The sequence below is a fragment of the Paraliobacillus zengyii genome, from assembly GCF_003268595.1.
Lineage (GTDB): Bacteria > Bacillota > Bacilli > Bacillales > Amphibacillaceae > Paraliobacillus_A > Paraliobacillus_A zengyii.
This window is the reverse complement of sequence record NZ_CP029797.1, coordinates 2,402,610-2,419,866: the sequence shown is the minus strand read 5'-3', so window position 1 is coordinate 2,419,866 and position 17,257 is coordinate 2,402,610. Positions and strand designations below refer to the sequence as shown.

The 17,257-nt window shown below is 33.9% G+C and carries 15 protein-coding genes, 1 riboswitch and 1 other annotated feature; of the genes, 14 read left to right on the top strand and 1 reads right to left on the bottom strand.

Annotated features, from left to right (window positions below; genetic code table 11):
* The first annotated feature begins 2 nt into the window (after positions 1-2).
* Positions 3-234, top strand: a binding site (T-box leader).
* Positions 235-298: 64 nt separating this feature from the next.
* Entirely contained in the window at positions 299-2,947 is a 2,649-nt protein-coding gene (locus DM447_RS12360) for a valine--tRNA ligase (protein ID WP_112181508.1), read from the top strand.
* A gap of 302 nt (positions 2,948-3,249) precedes the next feature.
* On the opposite strand, the gene DM447_RS12355 is transcribed toward DM447_RS12360, so the two are convergent.
* The gene (locus tag DM447_RS12355) at positions 3,250-4,146 is read right to left on the bottom strand and encodes an ATP-grasp domain-containing protein (protein ID WP_112181507.1); all 897 of its coding nucleotides are present in this window, start codon (positions 4,144-4,146) and stop codon (positions 3,250-3,252) included.
* Positions 4,147-4,245: 99 nt separating this feature from the next.
* Between DM447_RS12355 and DM447_RS12350 the strand changes: the two genes are divergently transcribed.
* The 13 genes from DM447_RS12350 (at position 4,246) to pilO (ending at position 17,233) form a co-directional block, all read left to right on the top strand.
* Positions 4,246-5,523 carry a bifunctional folylpolyglutamate synthase/dihydrofolate synthase gene (locus DM447_RS12350; protein ID WP_112181506.1) on the top strand — a complete coding sequence of 426 codons (1,278 nt, stop codon included), beginning with the start codon at positions 4,246-4,248 and terminating at the stop codon, positions 5,521-5,523.
* A 96-nt stretch (positions 5,524-5,619) separates the two neighbouring features.
* Positions 5,620-7,341, top strand: a complete 1,722-nt coding sequence (locus DM447_RS12345; protein ID WP_112181505.1) for a GGDEF domain-containing protein — start codon at positions 5,620-5,622, stop codon at positions 7,339-7,341.
* 96 nt (positions 7,342-7,437) lie between these two features.
* The gene (locus tag DM447_RS12340; protein ID WP_162632648.1) at positions 7,438-7,854 is read left to right on the top strand and encodes a type IV pilus modification PilV family protein; all 417 of its coding nucleotides are present in this window, start codon (positions 7,438-7,440) and stop codon (positions 7,852-7,854) included.
* Between the two features lie 11 nt (positions 7,855-7,865).
* Positions 7,866-8,291, top strand: coding sequence for a PilW family protein (locus DM447_RS12335; RefSeq protein WP_112181503.1), 426 nt, complete (start codon positions 7,866-7,868; stop codon positions 8,289-8,291).
* A gap of 9 nt (positions 8,292-8,300) precedes the next feature.
* Positions 8,301-9,791 (top strand): pilus assembly PilX N-terminal domain-containing protein, encoded by a 1,491-nt coding sequence (locus DM447_RS12330; RefSeq protein WP_112181502.1) that lies wholly within the window; start codon positions 8,301-8,303, stop codon positions 9,789-9,791.
* Positions 9,792-9,826: 35 nt separating this feature from the next.
* The gene (locus DM447_RS12325; RefSeq protein WP_112181501.1) at positions 9,827-11,452 is read left to right on the top strand and encodes a GspE/PulE family protein; all 1,626 of its coding nucleotides are present in this window, start codon (positions 9,827-9,829) and stop codon (positions 11,450-11,452) included.
* A 13-nt stretch (positions 11,453-11,465) separates the two neighbouring features.
* Positions 11,466-12,506 (top strand): type IV pilus twitching motility protein PilT, encoded by a 1,041-nt coding sequence (locus DM447_RS12320; protein ID WP_112181500.1) that lies wholly within the window; start codon positions 11,466-11,468, stop codon positions 12,504-12,506.
* Positions 12,507-12,539: 33 nt separating this feature from the next.
* A complete protein-coding gene (locus tag DM447_RS12315; RefSeq protein WP_112181499.1) occupies positions 12,540-13,742 on the top strand; it encodes a type II secretion system F family protein in 1,203 nt (400 codons plus the stop codon).
* A gap of 53 nt (positions 13,743-13,795) precedes the next feature.
* Positions 13,796-13,876, top strand: a riboswitch (cyclic di-GMP riboswitch).
* A gap of 52 nt (positions 13,877-13,928) precedes the next feature.
* On the top strand, positions 13,929-14,261 hold the full coding sequence (locus DM447_RS12310) for a competence type IV pilus major pilin ComGC (protein WP_112181498.1): 333 nt from the start codon (positions 13,929-13,931) through the stop codon (positions 14,259-14,261).
* Positions 14,262-14,323: 62 nt separating this feature from the next.
* Complete coding sequence (locus DM447_RS12305; RefSeq protein ID WP_112181497.1) at positions 14,324-15,079, top strand: prepilin peptidase; 756 nt, start codon at positions 14,324-14,326, stop codon at positions 15,077-15,079.
* A 13-nt stretch (positions 15,080-15,092) separates the two neighbouring features.
* Positions 15,093-16,034, top strand: coding sequence for a type IV pilus biogenesis protein PilM (gene pilM / locus DM447_RS12300; protein ID WP_112181496.1), 942 nt, complete (start codon positions 15,093-15,095; stop codon positions 16,032-16,034).
* A gap of 40 nt (positions 16,035-16,074) precedes the next feature.
* Positions 16,075-16,602, top strand: coding sequence for a PilN domain-containing protein (locus DM447_RS12295; protein WP_112181495.1), 528 nt, complete (start codon positions 16,075-16,077; stop codon positions 16,600-16,602).
* A 1-nt stretch (position 16,603) separates the two neighbouring features.
* The gene (gene pilO / locus DM447_RS12290; protein ID WP_112181494.1) at positions 16,604-17,233 is read left to right on the top strand and encodes a type 4a pilus biogenesis protein PilO; all 630 of its coding nucleotides are present in this window, start codon (positions 16,604-16,606) and stop codon (positions 17,231-17,233) included.
* The last annotated feature ends 24 nt before the right edge of the window (positions 17,234-17,257 follow it).

The following is a 17,257-nucleotide window of genomic DNA, read 5'->3' as shown; positions in this document are numbered from 1 at the left end:
ATTGAAATGCGAAGAAGAGGAAGAGTACAGAAGAGATGCCAATAGAGAGAGAAATCATTTGCTGAAAGATTTCTTAGGATTATCTGTTTTGGAATGTCGCCTTGGATGCAGCTACTTTGAATGTATAGTAGAAGGAGCCGGTGAAGAACCGTTATATCCTAATTGAGTGTGCATTTTTTTAGGAAAATGTAAACAAAGGTGGTACCACGGAATCTAGCCCTTTTCGTCCTTTATTGGATGTAAAGGGTTTTTTATGTTTTCGGAACCGATTGGATGTTAATAAGGAGGAAAAGACGTTATGAGTGAAAAGAATCAAAATTTACCACCAAAATATGATGCTACTGCAGTTGAAAAAGGACGTTACAAATATTGGGTTGACGGAAAGTTTTTTGAAGCTGATGGAGATAAGAAGAAAAAGCCGTACACAATTGTAATACCTCCACCAAATGTAACAGGCAAACTGCATATTGGTCATGCATGGGATACAACTCTACAAGATATGATTACCAGAATAAAACGTATGCAGGGCTATGATGTTTTGTATTTACCAGGTATGGATCATGCTGGTATTGCAACACAAGCGAAAGTGGAAACTAAACTTCGTGAAGAGGGGATAAGCAAATATGACCTTGGTCGCGAAAAGTTTCTAGATAAAGCTTGGGAATGGAAAGATGAATATGCTTCCTTTATTCGGGACCAATGGGCAATGCTAGGACTTGGTTTAGATTATTCTCGTGAACGTTTCACATTAGATCAAGGTTTATCTGAGGCTGTAAAAGAAGTTTTTGTTACCTTATATGAAAAAAACTTAATCTATCGCGGTGAATATATTATTAACTGGGATCCAGCAACAAAAACAGCTTTATCAGATATAGAAGTTATTCATGAAGAGGTTCAAGGTCATTTTTATCACATGCGTTATCCACTAAAAGATGAAGAAGGTTACATCGAGATTGCCACAACTCGACCCGAAACAATGCTTGGTGATACTGCTGTTGCCGTTCACCCAAAAGATGAACGTTATCAACATTTAATTGGTAAGAAGGTTGTGCTACCAATAGTTGGACGTGAAATTGAAATTATTGCGGACGATTATGTAGAGATGGACTTCGGATCTGGGGTAGTAAAAATAACACCTGCACATGATCCGAATGATTTCGAAGTTGGTAATCGTCACAATCTAGAGCGTATTTTGGTTATGAATGAAGATGGAACTATGAATGATAAGGCTTTAAAATATCAAGGAATGGATCGTTTTGATTGTCGAAAACAGATAGTTGCTGATCTTCAAGAAGCAGGCGTTTTATTCAAGATTGAAGAACACATGCATTCTGTTGGTCATTCGGAGCGCAGCGGGGCTGTTGTCGAACCGTATTTATCAACACAATGGTTTGTTAATATGCAACCACTAGCAGATGAAGCGGTAGACTTACAAAATAAATCTGAAGATGAAAAAGTTAATTTTGTACCAAAACGTTTTGAAGGAACTTATTTACACTGGATGGAGAATATTCGCGACTGGTGTATTTCGCGCCAATTATGGTGGGGACACAGAATTCCAGCTTGGTACCATAAGGAAACAGGAGAAATATACGTAGGCAAAGAAGCACCAAAAGACATTGAAAATTGGGATCAAGATAATGATGTGTTAGATACCTGGTTCTCTTCTGCATTATGGCCTTTTTCAACATTAAACTGGCCGAATACAGAGGATGAAGACTTTAAACACTTCTTTCCGACTAATACGCTTGTAACTGGTTATGATATTATTTTCTTCTGGGTTGCTCGAATGATTTTCCAATCGAAAGAATTTAATGATGAGCGTCCTTTTGAGGATGTCTTAATTCATGGACTAGTACGTGATGCTGATGGTCGAAAAATGAGTAAATCATTAGGCAATGGTGTTGATCCAATGGAAGTAATCGAAAAGTATGGGGCAGACGCGCTACGTTATTTCTTAGCAACAGGGTCAACTCCAGGTCAAGATTTACGTTTCCAATGGGAAAAGGTAGAGTCAACATGGAACTTCATTAATAAGATTTGGAATGCATCACGATTCGTACTAATGAACATGGAAGAATTGAAGTACGAAGAGATTGATCTGACTGGTGAAAAGTCTGTTGCAGATAAATGGATTTTAACTCGCTTAAATGAAACGATTGAGCATGTTAATAAAAATGTTGAACGCTATGATTTTGGTGAAGCTGGACGTTACCTTTATAATTTCATCTGGGATGAATTCTGTGATTGGTACATTGAAATGGCGAAACTTCCATTGTACGGTGAGGACGAAGAACAAAAGCACACGACACGCTCTGTACTTGCTTATGTTTTAGATAATACGATGCGTATGCTTCATCCATTTATGCCATTTGTTACAGAGGAAATCTGGCAGCACTTACCGCATCAAGGCGAATCAATTACGCGTGCAGCTTGGCCAGAAGTCCGTAATGAATTGCATGACGAAAGTGCAGCAGAAGAAATGAAACGTCTTGTTGCCATTATTCGTTCTGTTCGAAACATTCGTGCCGAAGTAGATACACCAATGTCGAAACAGATTGTCTTGTTTGTTCAAGCAAATAGTGCAGAGATAGAAGCACAGCTAGAAGCGAATCGACATTATCTCGAGCGCTTTTGTAACACAAGTGAATTAACAATTTCAATAAACGTGGATGTACCAGAAAAAGCAATGTCTGCTGTAGTAACAGGTGCAGATCTTTATTTACCATTAGAAGGTTTGATTGATGCTGAAAAAGAAATTGCGCGATTACAAGCAGAATTTGATAAGTTAAATAAAGAAGTAGAACGTGTTCAGAAAAAATTAGGCAACGAAAGCTTTATTAGTAAAGCACCAGAAAAAGTAGTTGCTGAAGAAAAAGGAAAAGAAAAAGATTATTTAGAAAAAAGAGCGAAAGTAGAAGAACGTATAAAAGAATTACAAGGATAATTATATTGAAAACAGCTAAAGTGCGGTGCTACGTACTTTAGCTGTTTTTATGTGGATATGTGGAAGGCTTTCTCGTATATCGGGCTCTATCTATCAGTTGGCATCGGGCGATAGCTGGAATAATTGGGCGAAAGTAAGCTTAATCGGGCGAAAAACTTGAAAATCAGGCGAACGCGAGTATAATCGGGCAATAATTCAATTAATCAGGCGAACGCAGGCATAATCGGGCGATAATTCAATTAATCAAGCGAACGCGAGCATAATCGGGCGAAACACAAGCAGAATCCAGATCCGACATTCATTTATCTTTCATTAACTTGCTTTTTAATAAATGCAATGATGTGATCTGCAATATTTACGCCTGTATAATGAAAAATATTTTCTATATGGGCGTTTGTATTTACTTCACAAATAATAGGTTGATCATTTTCACCAAACAATAAATCTAGACCAGCAAAATCAGCTCCAACAGCCTTCGTTGCTTGGATAGCTAGAGCTTTTTCTTTCTCGGAAGGTTGATAAGTTTCCATTGTACTGCCTAATTGGACATTTGCTCGGAAATCATCAGTGGCAAAGCGTTTTACTGCTGCTACAACTTCATTTCCTACAACATTAATTCGAACATCGCGTCCATAGCTTGATTTAATAAATTCTTGAAATAGAAATGGTCGATTAGTAAGTAGTTTTATTCTCTCTATTAATTGGATACGATCATTAATTAGAAAAACTTGTTCGCCATATGAACCGTAGCCTTCTTTGATAATCAGTGGGTATGTTAATGCTTTTTCAATTTCATAAAAGTTTTCCATCGTCAGTTTAGTAACATCTGAGAAAACTTTTGGTGCAATAATTGTTTTGGGAATGGTAACTTTCTTTTGTGCTAAAGCTTGGTACATTAATACCTTATTATCACATAACTCAATCGCATCAGCAGAATTAAAGACCCGTATCCCCATTAATTCTAACTGGCGTGCTAATGGAATGTCTTTATCAATAAATACAACGAATTCTGGTAGATGGTCTTGTTTAATTGACTGAAGTAAGTTTAATCCAGTAGAATCTACAATAGAAAGAACTTGATCATTCTTAACTTGCTCAATAGTCATTCCTTCTTTGTTACCTGCATTCTGTATCCATGTTGAAAAACTAATGAATTTATCACTCGACAAATTGCCATTATAAATAACCCAACCATACATATAAAAAATCCTCTCTCAAACCTCTAATAACTTATTATTTGATGTAATATCTATCTTATTATGAATGAAAAAGTATCTTTAGGAAAGTAGGTTAAAGATTTGATTTATACAATAGAAGAAGTAGATGAATTTTTAAATGCCCGAACACGTGGTGGAATAAAGCCTGGATTAGAAAGAGTGAACATTTTATTAGAAGCACTTGATCATCCAGAAAGGAAATTTGAATCTGTACATATAGCAGGGACTAACGGCAAAGGATCAACACTAACATATATTTCTACTTGTATGGTTTTAAGTGATTATAAAATAGGTACATTCACCTCGCCAAGTATAGCGAAGCGAAACGATATGATTCAAATTAACCATCAAGCCATATCTGATCAATCTTTCATGGAAATTTTTAATCAGTTACTACCAGCGATTCATATACTTGAGTTGCAAGATAATCCACCAAGTTCTTTTGAAATTATTGTAGCTATTGCTTATGGTTATTTTGCTGGAAATATTGATTTGGCAATTATTGAAACAGGGATGGGAGGACTGGAGGATGCAACCAACGCAATTAATCCTATTCTATCAATTATTACAACCATCGGTATTGATCACCGAACATTTTTAGGAGAAACTTATCAAGAAATAGCACATCACAAAGCTGGAATTATCAAACGCTATGTTCCCATAATACTAGGTGAAATGCCTAAAGTTGCTGAGAAAGTTATCAGAAATGTCGCAGAACATAATCAAGCTGAATTAGTGCAAATCGGTGAAGATTTTAACTATCAGAATGTGCGGATAGATGATAATAAACGAGAGGCATTTACTTTTCAAACAAAAGAAGTATCGTATCCAATCACTTTAAGAATGAGAGGTACACACCAAATTCATAACGCTACACTTGCTGTAATGGCATTGTTGCAACTACGTGATCGTGGATTCTCTAAAGCATTAAATGCGGTTGAAACTGGCATGAGTCAGGCAACGCTTTTCGGTCGGTTTGAACAAATATCAAATCAACCAATAGTAATTGTTGATGGAGCCCATAATGTAGAAGGAATTACAGCGTTTATAAAAACGGTGCAGCGGTATTTCCCAACAGAAGAAAAACAATTACTTTTCGCAGCATTCGTTGATAAGCCAATAAAGCAAATGGTTGGCTTGCTTGAGAGTTATTTTGATACTATTACATTTACAAGTTTTGACCATCAAAGGGCAGCAAAAGCATCAGAATTATATGAACAAGTTGAAAACCACGGTAAAATAGAAGAAGCTGATTGGCAGCAGGCATTACAAAAGATTTTAAATGAGGATAAGGATAAGATTACTTTTATAACAGGTTCATTAGATTTTATTGGAAAAGTTAGGGATTTTTTTGAGTAATTAGAATTATTATGGTATCTTTAATATATTCTGAAAACTTTGAATGAAGTACTTATGTATGACTAAATGACTGAACCAGTAAAAGGAGGAAACTAGATGGTCTTAAAATCAAAAAGAATGTTACTTTGGATAATTTGGTTAATTATTTGGCCATTATCTATCGTTTGGACATATGTTGCATGGCCAATTTATTATGAAGATCAGTTGTTAAGTGTCGTGTCATTTGCGATCATTATGGCCACAGTTTCCTTTTTTCCTATAATTGTTAATAAAACACCGATTTTTTTGGTGAATTGTATTGGGTTTGCAGTCTTTTTAATATTCGGATTATTTATTGAAGTATTACTAACGCAAATTGCATTAGTTGTTGTTTTAATTAAACTTAAAATAGATAAAAGTCAGGCATTTCGAATTCCGCTTAATCTACTTATGTTTTTATTCATATCCGTCTTATCGGCAAGTGTATATAAATGGATAGGTGGTTTACACGAAGCGATTGTTTTAGATTCTTTCACCCAACAATTGCAATTAATTGGTTATGTGGTAACAGTTTTTCTTTCTAATCAAATTTTCCTCCACTTCGTTAAACGCTTTTTTTATGAACAAGAAACAAAATTCTTTGATGAAGGTTTTTTGTGGGAAATGATTACGACTTTAATTGTTTTACCAATTGGTTTTATACTCTATTTAATGTATGAAAAATTTGGTGTTATTGGTATTTACGTAGTTGGCATACCGTTTATTAGTATTTCTATTATTATGAAACTATTCTATTCTAGTAGAACAGTAAATTATTATTTAAAACAAACAAATGAAATAGGACAGGCGTTAACAGGGAAGTTAGAACGGAATGATGTTATTTCGGTTTTTTTAACCCATATTACAGAAATCTTTGCTGTAGATTATGCCTTTGCTTATGATGTGGTAGATAATAGACAATTAAAATTAATTCGTTCTTATACTAAATTAGAAGGTCTTGTTTATCGTGATTCTATTTGTATTGAAGAAGGAAATACTATTATCCAACAAGCGTGGAGACAAGAAGAAATGCTGCATTATAAACATAAGAAAGCATGGGATTATATACGTGATAGTGCCATACCCGAAGATGGGGAAAGTCTTGTTGTTATGCCTGTAAAACGGAATAATGAAATTGTTGCGATTATCGTTTTCGTATCGAAATATAAACAAGCCTTTACGGAGCACTTATTTACAATATTAAATATACTAAATAATTTCTTGGGAATTGCGTTAGAAAACGCAAAAAATTACGAAGATAGGAAAATACAAAGTGAAACAGATCAATTAACAGGTTTATATAATTTTCGTTATTTTGAAGCTTATATGCAAAATTATAGTACTCAAATCAAAGAATCCAACAAATCAAAAATTTGTTCACTTATTTTATTCGATTTAGACCATTTTAAAAAGATAAACGATACGTATGGACATGAATGTGGCAATGAAATTCTGAAAGCTATAGCAGAAAGAGTCAAAACATTTATTGGAGATGAAGGCTTAGTAGCACGTTATGGTGGCGAAGAATTTGTCGTGTTTTTACCTGGAAGGAATGCAGAAGACAGTCAGCAACGCGCAGAAGAATTACGCCAAGTTATTACAAATAAAACAATAAGAACCTATACACATATACAAGAAAATGAAAAGTGTATTGATATTACGGTCACCATTAGTGTAGGAGTTGCTAGTTATCCGGAGCATTGTGAAGACCCATTCGAATTGGTCAGGTTAGCAGATCGTGCGATGTATGTAGGAGCTAAGCAAAAAGGTAGAAATCGAGTTGCGGTCTATCAATCATAATTGAAAAACATATACAAGTAGTTTAAATTGTACTATATTTAAGATAAGAATATAGTTAAAAAGGCTGAGATGATGATGACGAAAAGTTTTTCGCAGATGAATAATCAAAATGGTATGACTTTAGTAGAGATAATTGTTTCTATTGCTATACTTTCGATCATAATTGTTACTTTTTTAACTTTTTTTATTCAATCAACCAAAGTAAACAATGTATCAAAGGATATCACTGATTCGTCATATGTTGCACAATCAGAAATGGAAGAAATATATCATTTGAGTGATACGATGAGTTACGTGGATACAATTACCTATTTATCAAATACGTATCATGTAAACAGTTCAGATAGTAATTATGAGTATATACTCACGAAGCAAATGGAAGACACTAATATTTATAATATTAGTATTACATTTACTACTAACGACGATGTAAAAGACGTGGTTGTAAAGGTATATAATGATGCAAATAAACTAGAAGCACAGTTGGAAACAAAACTATTGTGGGAAAGTTAGAAGGTGTGCTAGTGTTCAAAAATGAAAAAGGTATGACATTAATTGAATTATTAGCCGCACTTGCTTTAATGTCAATCATAATTGCTTTAATTGGATCTGCGCATATATTCGGCCAAAAACAATATCGAAATCAAACGGAAGAAATCAATTATCAGGAACAAGTGCGTTATGTTATGGCGACTATTACCAAGGAAATACGATCAACAGAAGCTGATCTAGTAAGTGTTACAAGTGATACAAACGAAATAACCATTGGTACAAATAGTTACGAACTAGAACAACCAAATTTTTATGAAAATAGCACCGTAATTAGTGACCAAATATCAAGTTTTAATATTGATAAAGAGGATGGAAAAATAGAAATATCGATTAGTAGTCTCCCAAATCGGAATGGAAAAATAGAAACACTATCTACAGTAATTTATTTGCGAGAGTAGGTGAAGTTTATGCAAAAACATTACAAATATATAAAAAATAATCAAGATGGTGCTATCTTAGTTATCGTAATGATGGCCTTAACAGTATTATCTTTATTAGGTTTGGCATTAGCCACTGCTTCATTTGCTAATATCAAATTAACTACTGTTGATCGAGATTATCAGGCTACCTATTATGTAGCTGAGGGTGGAGCAAATCAAACATACGCAGAGATAGAAACACTTGTTGAATCGATATACGAAACCACGAACACAGAAGCTTCTTTTTATTCTGATCTTAATTCCCGCATAGAACAACAATTGGATGGTACTAGTATTTCAGACTTTGAAGAGAGTTTTACTGAACAACCAAGTGCTAAAGTTAAAGTGGAACAAGTAACAGATGGCAACCCTCGCTCTTATCAAATTGTATCAGAAGGCATTATTGGAAAGCGAACACGCACAGTAACAAAACCATTTCAAGTGAATTGGAAGTCTGGGAGTGGTGGTTCGATTGAGATACCCGATAATGCAGTAGCAATTGTTAAGAATAGTATTTCACTGGTAGGAAGTGTGTCTCTAAACGGAGATTTGTATGTTGATTCAACTCTTCCTAACTTAATTAAAATGGATGGAACAACTCATGTTTATGGTATTGCATATGTTCCTGAAAACGCAGTGGAAAATGCCTTGAAAATTCATGAGCCTGAAAATTTTAAGGGTACTATACCGGAAGTTAAATCAAACTTAACTTCAATACCTTGGGAAGACTATCAAACAATTATTGATAATCATCCAACATATCCAACATACTCTCCTCCTATTGACGAAACAATAGGAGGAGAGTATGAACGATTCAAAGTAATTGAAGGAGGCAATTTAAATATTAATAGTTATCAAGCGAATGGCTACACTTTAAACTTAGATAAAAACCTTCAGTTCAATCGAATAACATTTGCAAGTAACAATACATTGAATATTAATACGAATAATGAAGATCATGATATTGTAGTAAAAGATTTAGATTTAAGTCAAGGTCATATTAATATAATTGGCAGTGGTAAGGTAAATATTTATATTCAAGATTCGTTTAATATTGGAGGAAGTAGTACTATCAATGATACAGGGAATACTAACCAATTAAATATGTATTATCAAGGAACTTCAAGGATAGAAGTTTCCAATGCACAATATATTAATGGTTCAATATTTGTTGAAAAAGCTGATGTAAAACTGACAGGTGGCGGGGATTTTCAAGGCTTTATAGTAAGTGGGGGTAATAGTGTAGTATTCGAAGGAGGTACATATTCTTCTGCGTTTGTTATCGCGCCTAATGCAGATTTAGTTTTTTCAGGAAGTGGATCGATAAATGGTACAGTAATTACTAACTCAATAACAGGTACTGGTGGAGGATTCATTAAATTCAAGTCAATGAATCTTGATGACTTCCCTTTCGGCACTAACAGTTCTCCATCAACGGACGACTTAATTAAAAAGCAGCCAACAGTAGAGTCAGATTAGAGTTTTAATTATATTGTTACGAAAAGAGGGGTCAAATGGCGATACGAAATAAACGGAAACTTGGTGACGTCCTTAAAGAAAATGGCTTAATTACCGAACAACAAATAGTTGAGGCAATAGCACAAAAATGGGAGAAACAAAAACTAGGGGATGCACTTGTTGAACAGGGCTATATCACGGAAAAACAATTATTAGAAGTTTTAGAAGTACATTTGAAAATTCCAAGCGTTTCTTTATATCGTTTTCCAATTGATGAAGGTTTAATGGATCTTGTTCGAAAAGAAACAGCACGTGAAAATACGCTTTTACCTATACAACAACAAGAGAATATTTTAACTGTTGCAATGAATGACCCGCTTGATTATTATGCAATTGATGATTTAGAACTATCAACAGGGTTTACGATCAAACCTGTAATCGCAACAAAAGATGATATTTTACAAGCGATAAATAAATATTATGACATGGAAGCCGCTTATACAGATGAGGAATCTGAAAATGAGGAAGCGCCTGCCATTCGGATATTAGATCAAATATTACAAACAGGTGTAACGTTAAAAGCGAGTGATGTACATATTGATCCTTCAGAGTCGAAGGTTATGATTCGATATAGAGTTGATGGTATGTTACGAACAGAAAAAACAATACCAAAGCGATTACAAAATGCTTTAATTGCCCGAGTGAAAATATTATCGGAATTAAATATCACGGATACACGTTTGCCACAAGACGGTAGAATTCGTTTAATCATTGATGCGAAACCAGTCGATTTACGGATTTCAACCTTACCAACGGTTTTTGGTGAAAAAATAGTTATTCGTATTTTAGATTTAAGTAATATATTTAAAACATTGACAGAACTTGATTTTTCAAAAGACACTTTAGATAAATATCAAAAAATAATCGAACAACCTTCAGGATTAATTTTATTAACAGGTCCAACAGGTTCTGGTAAAACAACAACACTTTATGGATCAATCAATGAATTGAACCAGGAAGATGTTAATATCGTCACAATAGAAGACCCAGTTGAATATCAATTGGAAGGTATCAATCAGGTCCAAGTAAATACTGCGGTAGGTCTTACTTTTGCAAAAGGTTTACGATCAATTTTACGCCAAGATCCAAATATAATAATGGTTGGTGAAATTCGTGACCGCGAAACTGCTGAAATAGCAATACGTTCAGCATTAACTGGGCACTTAGTATTTAGTACACTACACACAAACAGTGCTATTGCAGCGATTCCTCGTCTATTTGATATGGATGTTGAACCTTATCTTGTCGTTTCTGCTTTATCGGCAGTAATGGCCCAACGTTTAGTTAAAAAAGTTTGTGTCGATTGTAAACAATCACGACCCGTAACTAAAATGGAAAAGGAAATTTTTAGTCGTCATAATATAGATTTAACGGAAGTGGTCGAGGGTGTTGGTTGTGATAGTTGCAGATCAACAGGTTATCGTGGTAGATCAGCAATTCATGAGCTTTTAGTAATCGATGATAAAGTCAAAAAAATGATGATGAATCAGTCTGATATGACAGATATTAAAGAATATGTAAAGCAAAATGGCATGCGATTTTTGTTAGTGGATGGTCTAATTAAAGTACAGCAGGGTATTACCACATTTGATGAAGTATTACGTGTGGCAACGGAAGAGTAGGTGGTGAGCAAACATGGAAAATAGACTAGAGGAATTATTAACTACAGCATTTCATAAAAAAGCGTCAGATGTCCATTTAACTGTAGGATCACAGCCGATTTTTCGTGTGGACGGTCGGTTACAACTTCATGGACAGAATAAATTAGAACCAACCGATACGGAACAAATGGCTAAATCGATTCTTAACGAAGAGATGTGGTCTAAATTACTAGATGAAAGAGAACTAGATTTATCACATGGAATTGCAGGGGTATCACGTTTTCGAATGAATATTTTCTTTCAACGAAATTGTATCTCTTTAGCTATTCGAACGATTCCAACTACGATTCCATCTATTGAAGATTTAGATTTACCTAACGTATTGAAAGAAATAGCAGGGTTACCACAAGGGTTAGTATTGGTAACAGGTCCAACTGGAAGTGGAAAAAGTACTTCTTTGGCAGCGATGATTGATTATATGAACAAAACAATGAACCGACATATTATTACGTTAGAGGATCCAATCGAATATCTGTATCAGCATAACAAATGCATTATCGATCAAAGAGAAGTAGGTTTCGATACGAGTAGTTTTCAAAAAGGGTTACGTGCGTGTTTGCGTCAAGATCCAGATGTGATACTAGTTGGTGAGATGCGCGACTTAGAAACAATTTCTACAGCAATAACTGCTGCAGAAACGGGACATTTAGTTCTAGGAACACTGCACACAACTGATGCGTCCTCAACGATGGATCGAATTATTGATGTTTTTCCTGCCCACCAAAAGAGTCAAATAAGAATTCAACTTGCTAATGTGTTAGAGGCCATTGTATCGCAGCGCTTGTTTCCTTTGGCAAAAGGATTTGGACGAGCAGCAGCAACTGAAATTTTAATTAACACACCTGCAGTAAAAAACTTAATTCGATCAGAAAAAATGCATCAGATTCCTAACACCATGCAAACGTCTAAAGAGTATGGTATGCATACCATGACGATGGATATAAAACGGATGTTACAACAAGGAATTATAACGCAAAAACATGCATCTCCGTATTTAAAAGATATGACTTTTTAGTTCAAGTTATGATGGGGGAAGAGGTGGAATTTTATGAACTATTATGCGTATAAAGCGAAATCTGTCGATGGCAAGATAAAAAAAGGGAAAATTAGTAGCGAGAATGAAAAAGAAGCGATCAAACAATTAAAGTCTCAAGGACTAATTTTATTTGAGATAAATGAATTGAACTCATTTTTATACAAAGATATTTATATAGGTAATCCAATAAAGAATAAGGATTTTGTTATTTTTCTCCGTCAATTTTCGACGTTAATAGATGCCGGTATAACATTAGTAGAAACAACTTCTATTCTAGAAGATCAAACACAAAGTAAACCACTAAAAAAAGCGCTACAACAAATTCAAAACGATCTAGAAGAAGGAATTGGCCTATCTGATGCATTAGCAGAATTTCCTCGTCTTTTCCCTGAATTATTAATCAGTATGATCCATGCTGGAGAAATTAGTGGTAATTTAGATGAAATCCTTGATAGAATGGCTACTTATTATGAGAAACAATACCAGTTAAAACAAAAGATCATAACTGCATTAACCTATCCTGTTGTGGTTGGTATTGTTGCCGTATTTATCACTATTTTTTTACTTGCATTTATTGTACCGATTTTCACGGACATGTTCCTATCTTTTGACCAAGAAATACCACCATATACAGCGGCGATATTAAGTATTAGCGATATGGTTCAGTCTTATTGGTGGATTATGATGATACTAATACTAGTGTTAGGTGTGACGATTAGATTATTAAATCGTCGCCCAAACATTTCTTATTTATTTGATGTCATCAAACTTCGAATTCCAATATTCGGTATGTTTATTCAAAAGTCTTTACTTGCTAGAATGACGCAAACATTAAGTTCTTTGTTAAATAGTTCTGTACCAATCTTACAAGCTGTTACGATAACGGAGCGGGTTATAGATAATAAAGTAATTAAACAAGTTTTGCGTGAAAGTAGAGATTCTCTTGAAAAGGGAGAGTCACTAGCCACGCCTATGGAAAAACATTGGGTTTTCCCTAAATTAATTACACAAATGATTGTTGTAGGCGAACGAACAGGTTCAATTGATGCGATGTTGAAAAAAGTTTCTGATTTTTATGAACAAGAATTAGATGAATCATCGGAAAAGTTAAAGTCGTTAATTGAACCGATAATGATTCTATTTTTAGCTGTAATCGTAGGTGCAATTGTTTTAGCGATCGTTATACCTATGTTTAGCTTGTTTGAAAATATCTAAAAGTGTAGACAGGTTATAAAAATGTAGTATAATAGAACTATTAGTATAAAACGAATAGTAGAAGCAATGAAGGTTTATCTGTATCTGGGCACTTGGATAAATTTGAGCTAGTAGTGCAACCGACTGACACCATTTTTTATGCTGTGAGTCTTTTTTTATAAGAGAAATTAAATGAGGAGGAATAATATGTTAACTAGAATGAAAAAAATGTTACGCAATGAGAAAGGTTTTACATTAGTAGAGCTTTTAGCAGTTATTGTTATTTTGGGTATTATTGTAGCAATTGCCGTTCCTGCAATTGGGAATATAATTGAGGGAGCACAGGAAGATTCTGATGATGCTCAAATTGAATTGGTACTTGATGCTGCAAGATTAGCAGATGTAGAAGGTGAATTTGACGAAACTGGTATGACTGCTGCTGAACTTGTAACAGCAGGTTATCTTGAGGGTAGTGATGATCTACCAGATGGCACAGTTACTTTTGATGAAGATACGAATCAATACGAATACACTGAGTAATAATATTTTAAAAAGATCCCTTCCCAAAGGGGTCTTTTATACATAATTAGGAGATAAAAAATATGGAAGTCTATTATATCGTTATCTTTTTTATTTTTGGAAGTGTATTTGGTTCATTCTATAATGTTGTTGGTTTGCGTGTACCGAATAATAATTTCTTAGAATCTGAACGTTCTTATTGCCCTCGTTGTGATAAAACATTGCATTGGTATGAGCTGATTCCGATTATTTCATATCTGTTTCAAGCTGGTAAATGCAGAAACTGTAAAGAAAAGATTTCCCCTCTTTATCCTACAATAGAATTATCTACAGCTTTCCTTTTCAGTTTTAGCTATTATTTTTTGGGGTTTCAATTAGAGTTAGTAATGGCACTAATACTCACTTCTTTATGTGTGATTATCGTTGTTTCAGACATCACTTATATGCTAATACCTAACAAAATCTTATTGTTTTTTCTACCGTTTTTAATTATCTTACGCATCATAGATCCGTTAGAACCATGGTGGTCTTCAATTGCTGGTGCAGCAGTCGGATTTATATTATTAACGCTGATCATACTTGTTAGTAAAGGTGGTATGGGTGCGGGTGATATGAAGTTATTCACTATACTAGGAATTGTGTTAGGATATAAAGGAATTCTACTAACTTTTTTTCTAGCAACTATCTTCGGCACAATTATCACATTGCTATTATTGGCTACTAGAAGAATCAATCGTAAAAGTCCGGTACCATTCGGCCCTTCTATTTGCATCGCTGCGTTAACTACTTATTTTTTTGGTAGTCAGATAATCAATTGGTACATTACATCATTTTTTTAAAGGATGAACACAAATGAGTTTATTTAACAAAGATAGAATAAACATCGCAATAAATGATACGATGATTCGATATCTTGTTTCCACTAAAAAAAACGTTACAGCTAATAAAGACTATGGGGAAATACCATTGGAACAAGGCATTGTTGAAGATGGAAAAATTTTAGATCAACAAAAGTTAACGACTATCATTAAAAATGTTGTTAAAGATAAAAAATGGAGGAATAAGCACCTCGTATTTTGCGTTCCAGATGCTTTTGTTACGATGAGAGAAGAATCAGTACCTAAACAATTAACTAAAGATGAAGTAAAAAAATATATTGAATTAGAATTAGAAGGTAGTATTCGACTGCCTTTTCAAAATCCAGTTATAGATTTTGAGGTTATTGCAGAAGAAGAACAAACCAATAAAATTCTTTTATTTGCATACCCAAAAGAACGGTTAAATGCTTACATAGAAGTGTTTGAACGAGCGAATGTAAAACTGATGGTAGCTGACTTGTCTTTTCTATCGGTATATCGGACTTATTATAATTTGGATCTTGCTAACAAAGAAGAGCATTTACTTATGATTCAGTGGTCTAAAACGGACTTAGTGCTCACGGTCTTTCATGATCAAAAACCAATCTTCAATCGCCATATTCATTTAAATAATAATGATATGATTTTTAATAATAAGCTAGTTGAAGATTCCATGCATTCAAATGAAGATATGTGGAGAGAGCTGATTGATGAACAGTTAATAACCATAGAACGTTTTATGGATTTCTATCAATATTCTATTATGTCAGGCGAGGCCCAAGTTTCTCATTTATTATTAATCGGTGATTTTCCAGCGCAGTCGTCAATAAATGAATCACTGGCATCTCGTTTCAATTTACCAATTAAAACCATTTTATTTCCTAGTGACTTACCACCAGAATATGCTACTGTATATGGACTAACACAAAGAAAGTGAAGAAAAGACTATTTAAACTTCATAGTAAGGGGATCACCTTATGATAGAAATAAATTTTGTTGAAAAAAAGAAGATAAATACCGCCCTATATTTGCTACTTGCTATATTTATGGTCAGTTTACTTATTATTAGTATTAGTTTCTTCATTCTCCATACAAGTTTGGAGAATAAATATGTTTCTCTACAACAAGAAAGAATAGATAAATCTGAAATTATAGCAGAAATTAATACACTTAACATGGTCGAACAACAAAAACAGACATTGAAAGCACAAATTGAGCAATTAGAAACTGCTGTTTATCCTTCTTTATTTTTATTAGACGATATCCAAGCTGATTTGCCAAACGATACGTTTATTGAAAACTATTCATTTACTATCACGAATGGTGTAACAATAGGTATTCATTTAAATGCATTATCAGAAGCTGCCAACTTTAGTCAAAATATTAATGGGTCGACATATGCAGATAATGTAAATTTAATAAATTTAGAAAAAATAGATGATTACTATGTTGCAACATTTAATTTTGGTATTAATGCAGATTATTTAGTGGAAGAGGCTGATTAAAATGATATTTAAATGGTCACGTATCTACTCATTGCTATCGATTGGTGTAGTTTTACTAGTTATTATAATTGCCTTTTTTTCTTATTATCAATTTATTTATCCTAGTCAACAAAAAGTAAGGTACTTAGAAGGTGAACTTGCAGAACAGGATCAATTGATCGAAAATGCGGATTTAAGTAAACAAGAACTTGAGGATGAAGTTGCTAATTCATTGGATTTACAAAAGCAAATCCCAATAGATAAAGCAATTAATCAACTAATTTTGAATGTTGAAGAAATAGAGAAGAAAACGAACAGTACTATAACATTATTGACGAATAGTGAAGATCAAGTAGCTAGTGATCAAGATGGAGAAGCTACATCTGAACTTACTAAAATAAATTATCAAATGGAAGTATTATCACCAAATTATGATGAGATGAATCAGTTTTTAACAGAGTTAACTAACATGGATCGCATAGTGGAAATTAATAATATTGAATTTGTTCAAGTAGAAGAAGGAAGTATTGAACTCTCCGTCGGTTTAACTACCTTTTACAATCCAACGCTAACAGCACTTCAAACAGAAACACCAACATTCGAATATGATGAAGAACAAGAAGCAGAACAACAACAAGAGGACCAAGATTAATGGTCCTCTTGTTTTTTTGATTAC

Coding starts and splice junctions, on each gene's coding strand:
- DM447_RS12360 (WP_112181508.1), top strand. CDS start 299: ATGAGTGAAAAGAATCAAAATTTACCACCAAAATATGATGCTACTGCA.
- DM447_RS12355 (WP_112181507.1), bottom strand. CDS start 4,146: ATGTATGGTTGGGTTATTTATAATGGCAATTTGTCGAGTGATAAATTC.
- DM447_RS12345 (WP_112181505.1), top strand. CDS start 5,620: ATGGTCTTAAAATCAAAAAGAATGTTACTTTGGATAATTTGGTTAATT.
- DM447_RS12340 (WP_162632648.1), top strand. CDS start 7,438: ATGAATAATCAAAATGGTATGACTTTAGTAGAGATAATTGTTTCTATT.
- DM447_RS12330 (WP_112181502.1), top strand. CDS start 8,301: ATGCAAAAACATTACAAATATATAAAAAATAATCAAGATGGTGCTATC.
- DM447_RS12325 (WP_112181501.1), top strand. CDS start 9,827: ATGGCGATACGAAATAAACGGAAACTTGGTGACGTCCTTAAAGAAAAT.
- DM447_RS12320 (WP_112181500.1), top strand. CDS start 11,466: ATGGAAAATAGACTAGAGGAATTATTAACTACAGCATTTCATAAAAAA.
- DM447_RS12315 (WP_112181499.1), top strand. CDS start 12,540: ATGAACTATTATGCGTATAAAGCGAAATCTGTCGATGGCAAGATAAAA.
- DM447_RS12310 (WP_112181498.1), top strand. CDS start 13,929: ATGTTAACTAGAATGAAAAAAATGTTACGCAATGAGAAAGGTTTTACA.
- DM447_RS12305 (WP_112181497.1), top strand. CDS start 14,324: ATGGAAGTCTATTATATCGTTATCTTTTTTATTTTTGGAAGTGTATTT.
- pilM (WP_112181496.1), top strand. CDS start 15,093: ATGAGTTTATTTAACAAAGATAGAATAAACATCGCAATAAATGATACG.
- DM447_RS12295 (WP_112181495.1), top strand. CDS start 16,075: ATGATAGAAATAAATTTTGTTGAAAAAAAGAAGATAAATACCGCCCTA.
- pilO (WP_112181494.1), top strand. CDS start 16,604: ATGATATTTAAATGGTCACGTATCTACTCATTGCTATCGATTGGTGTA.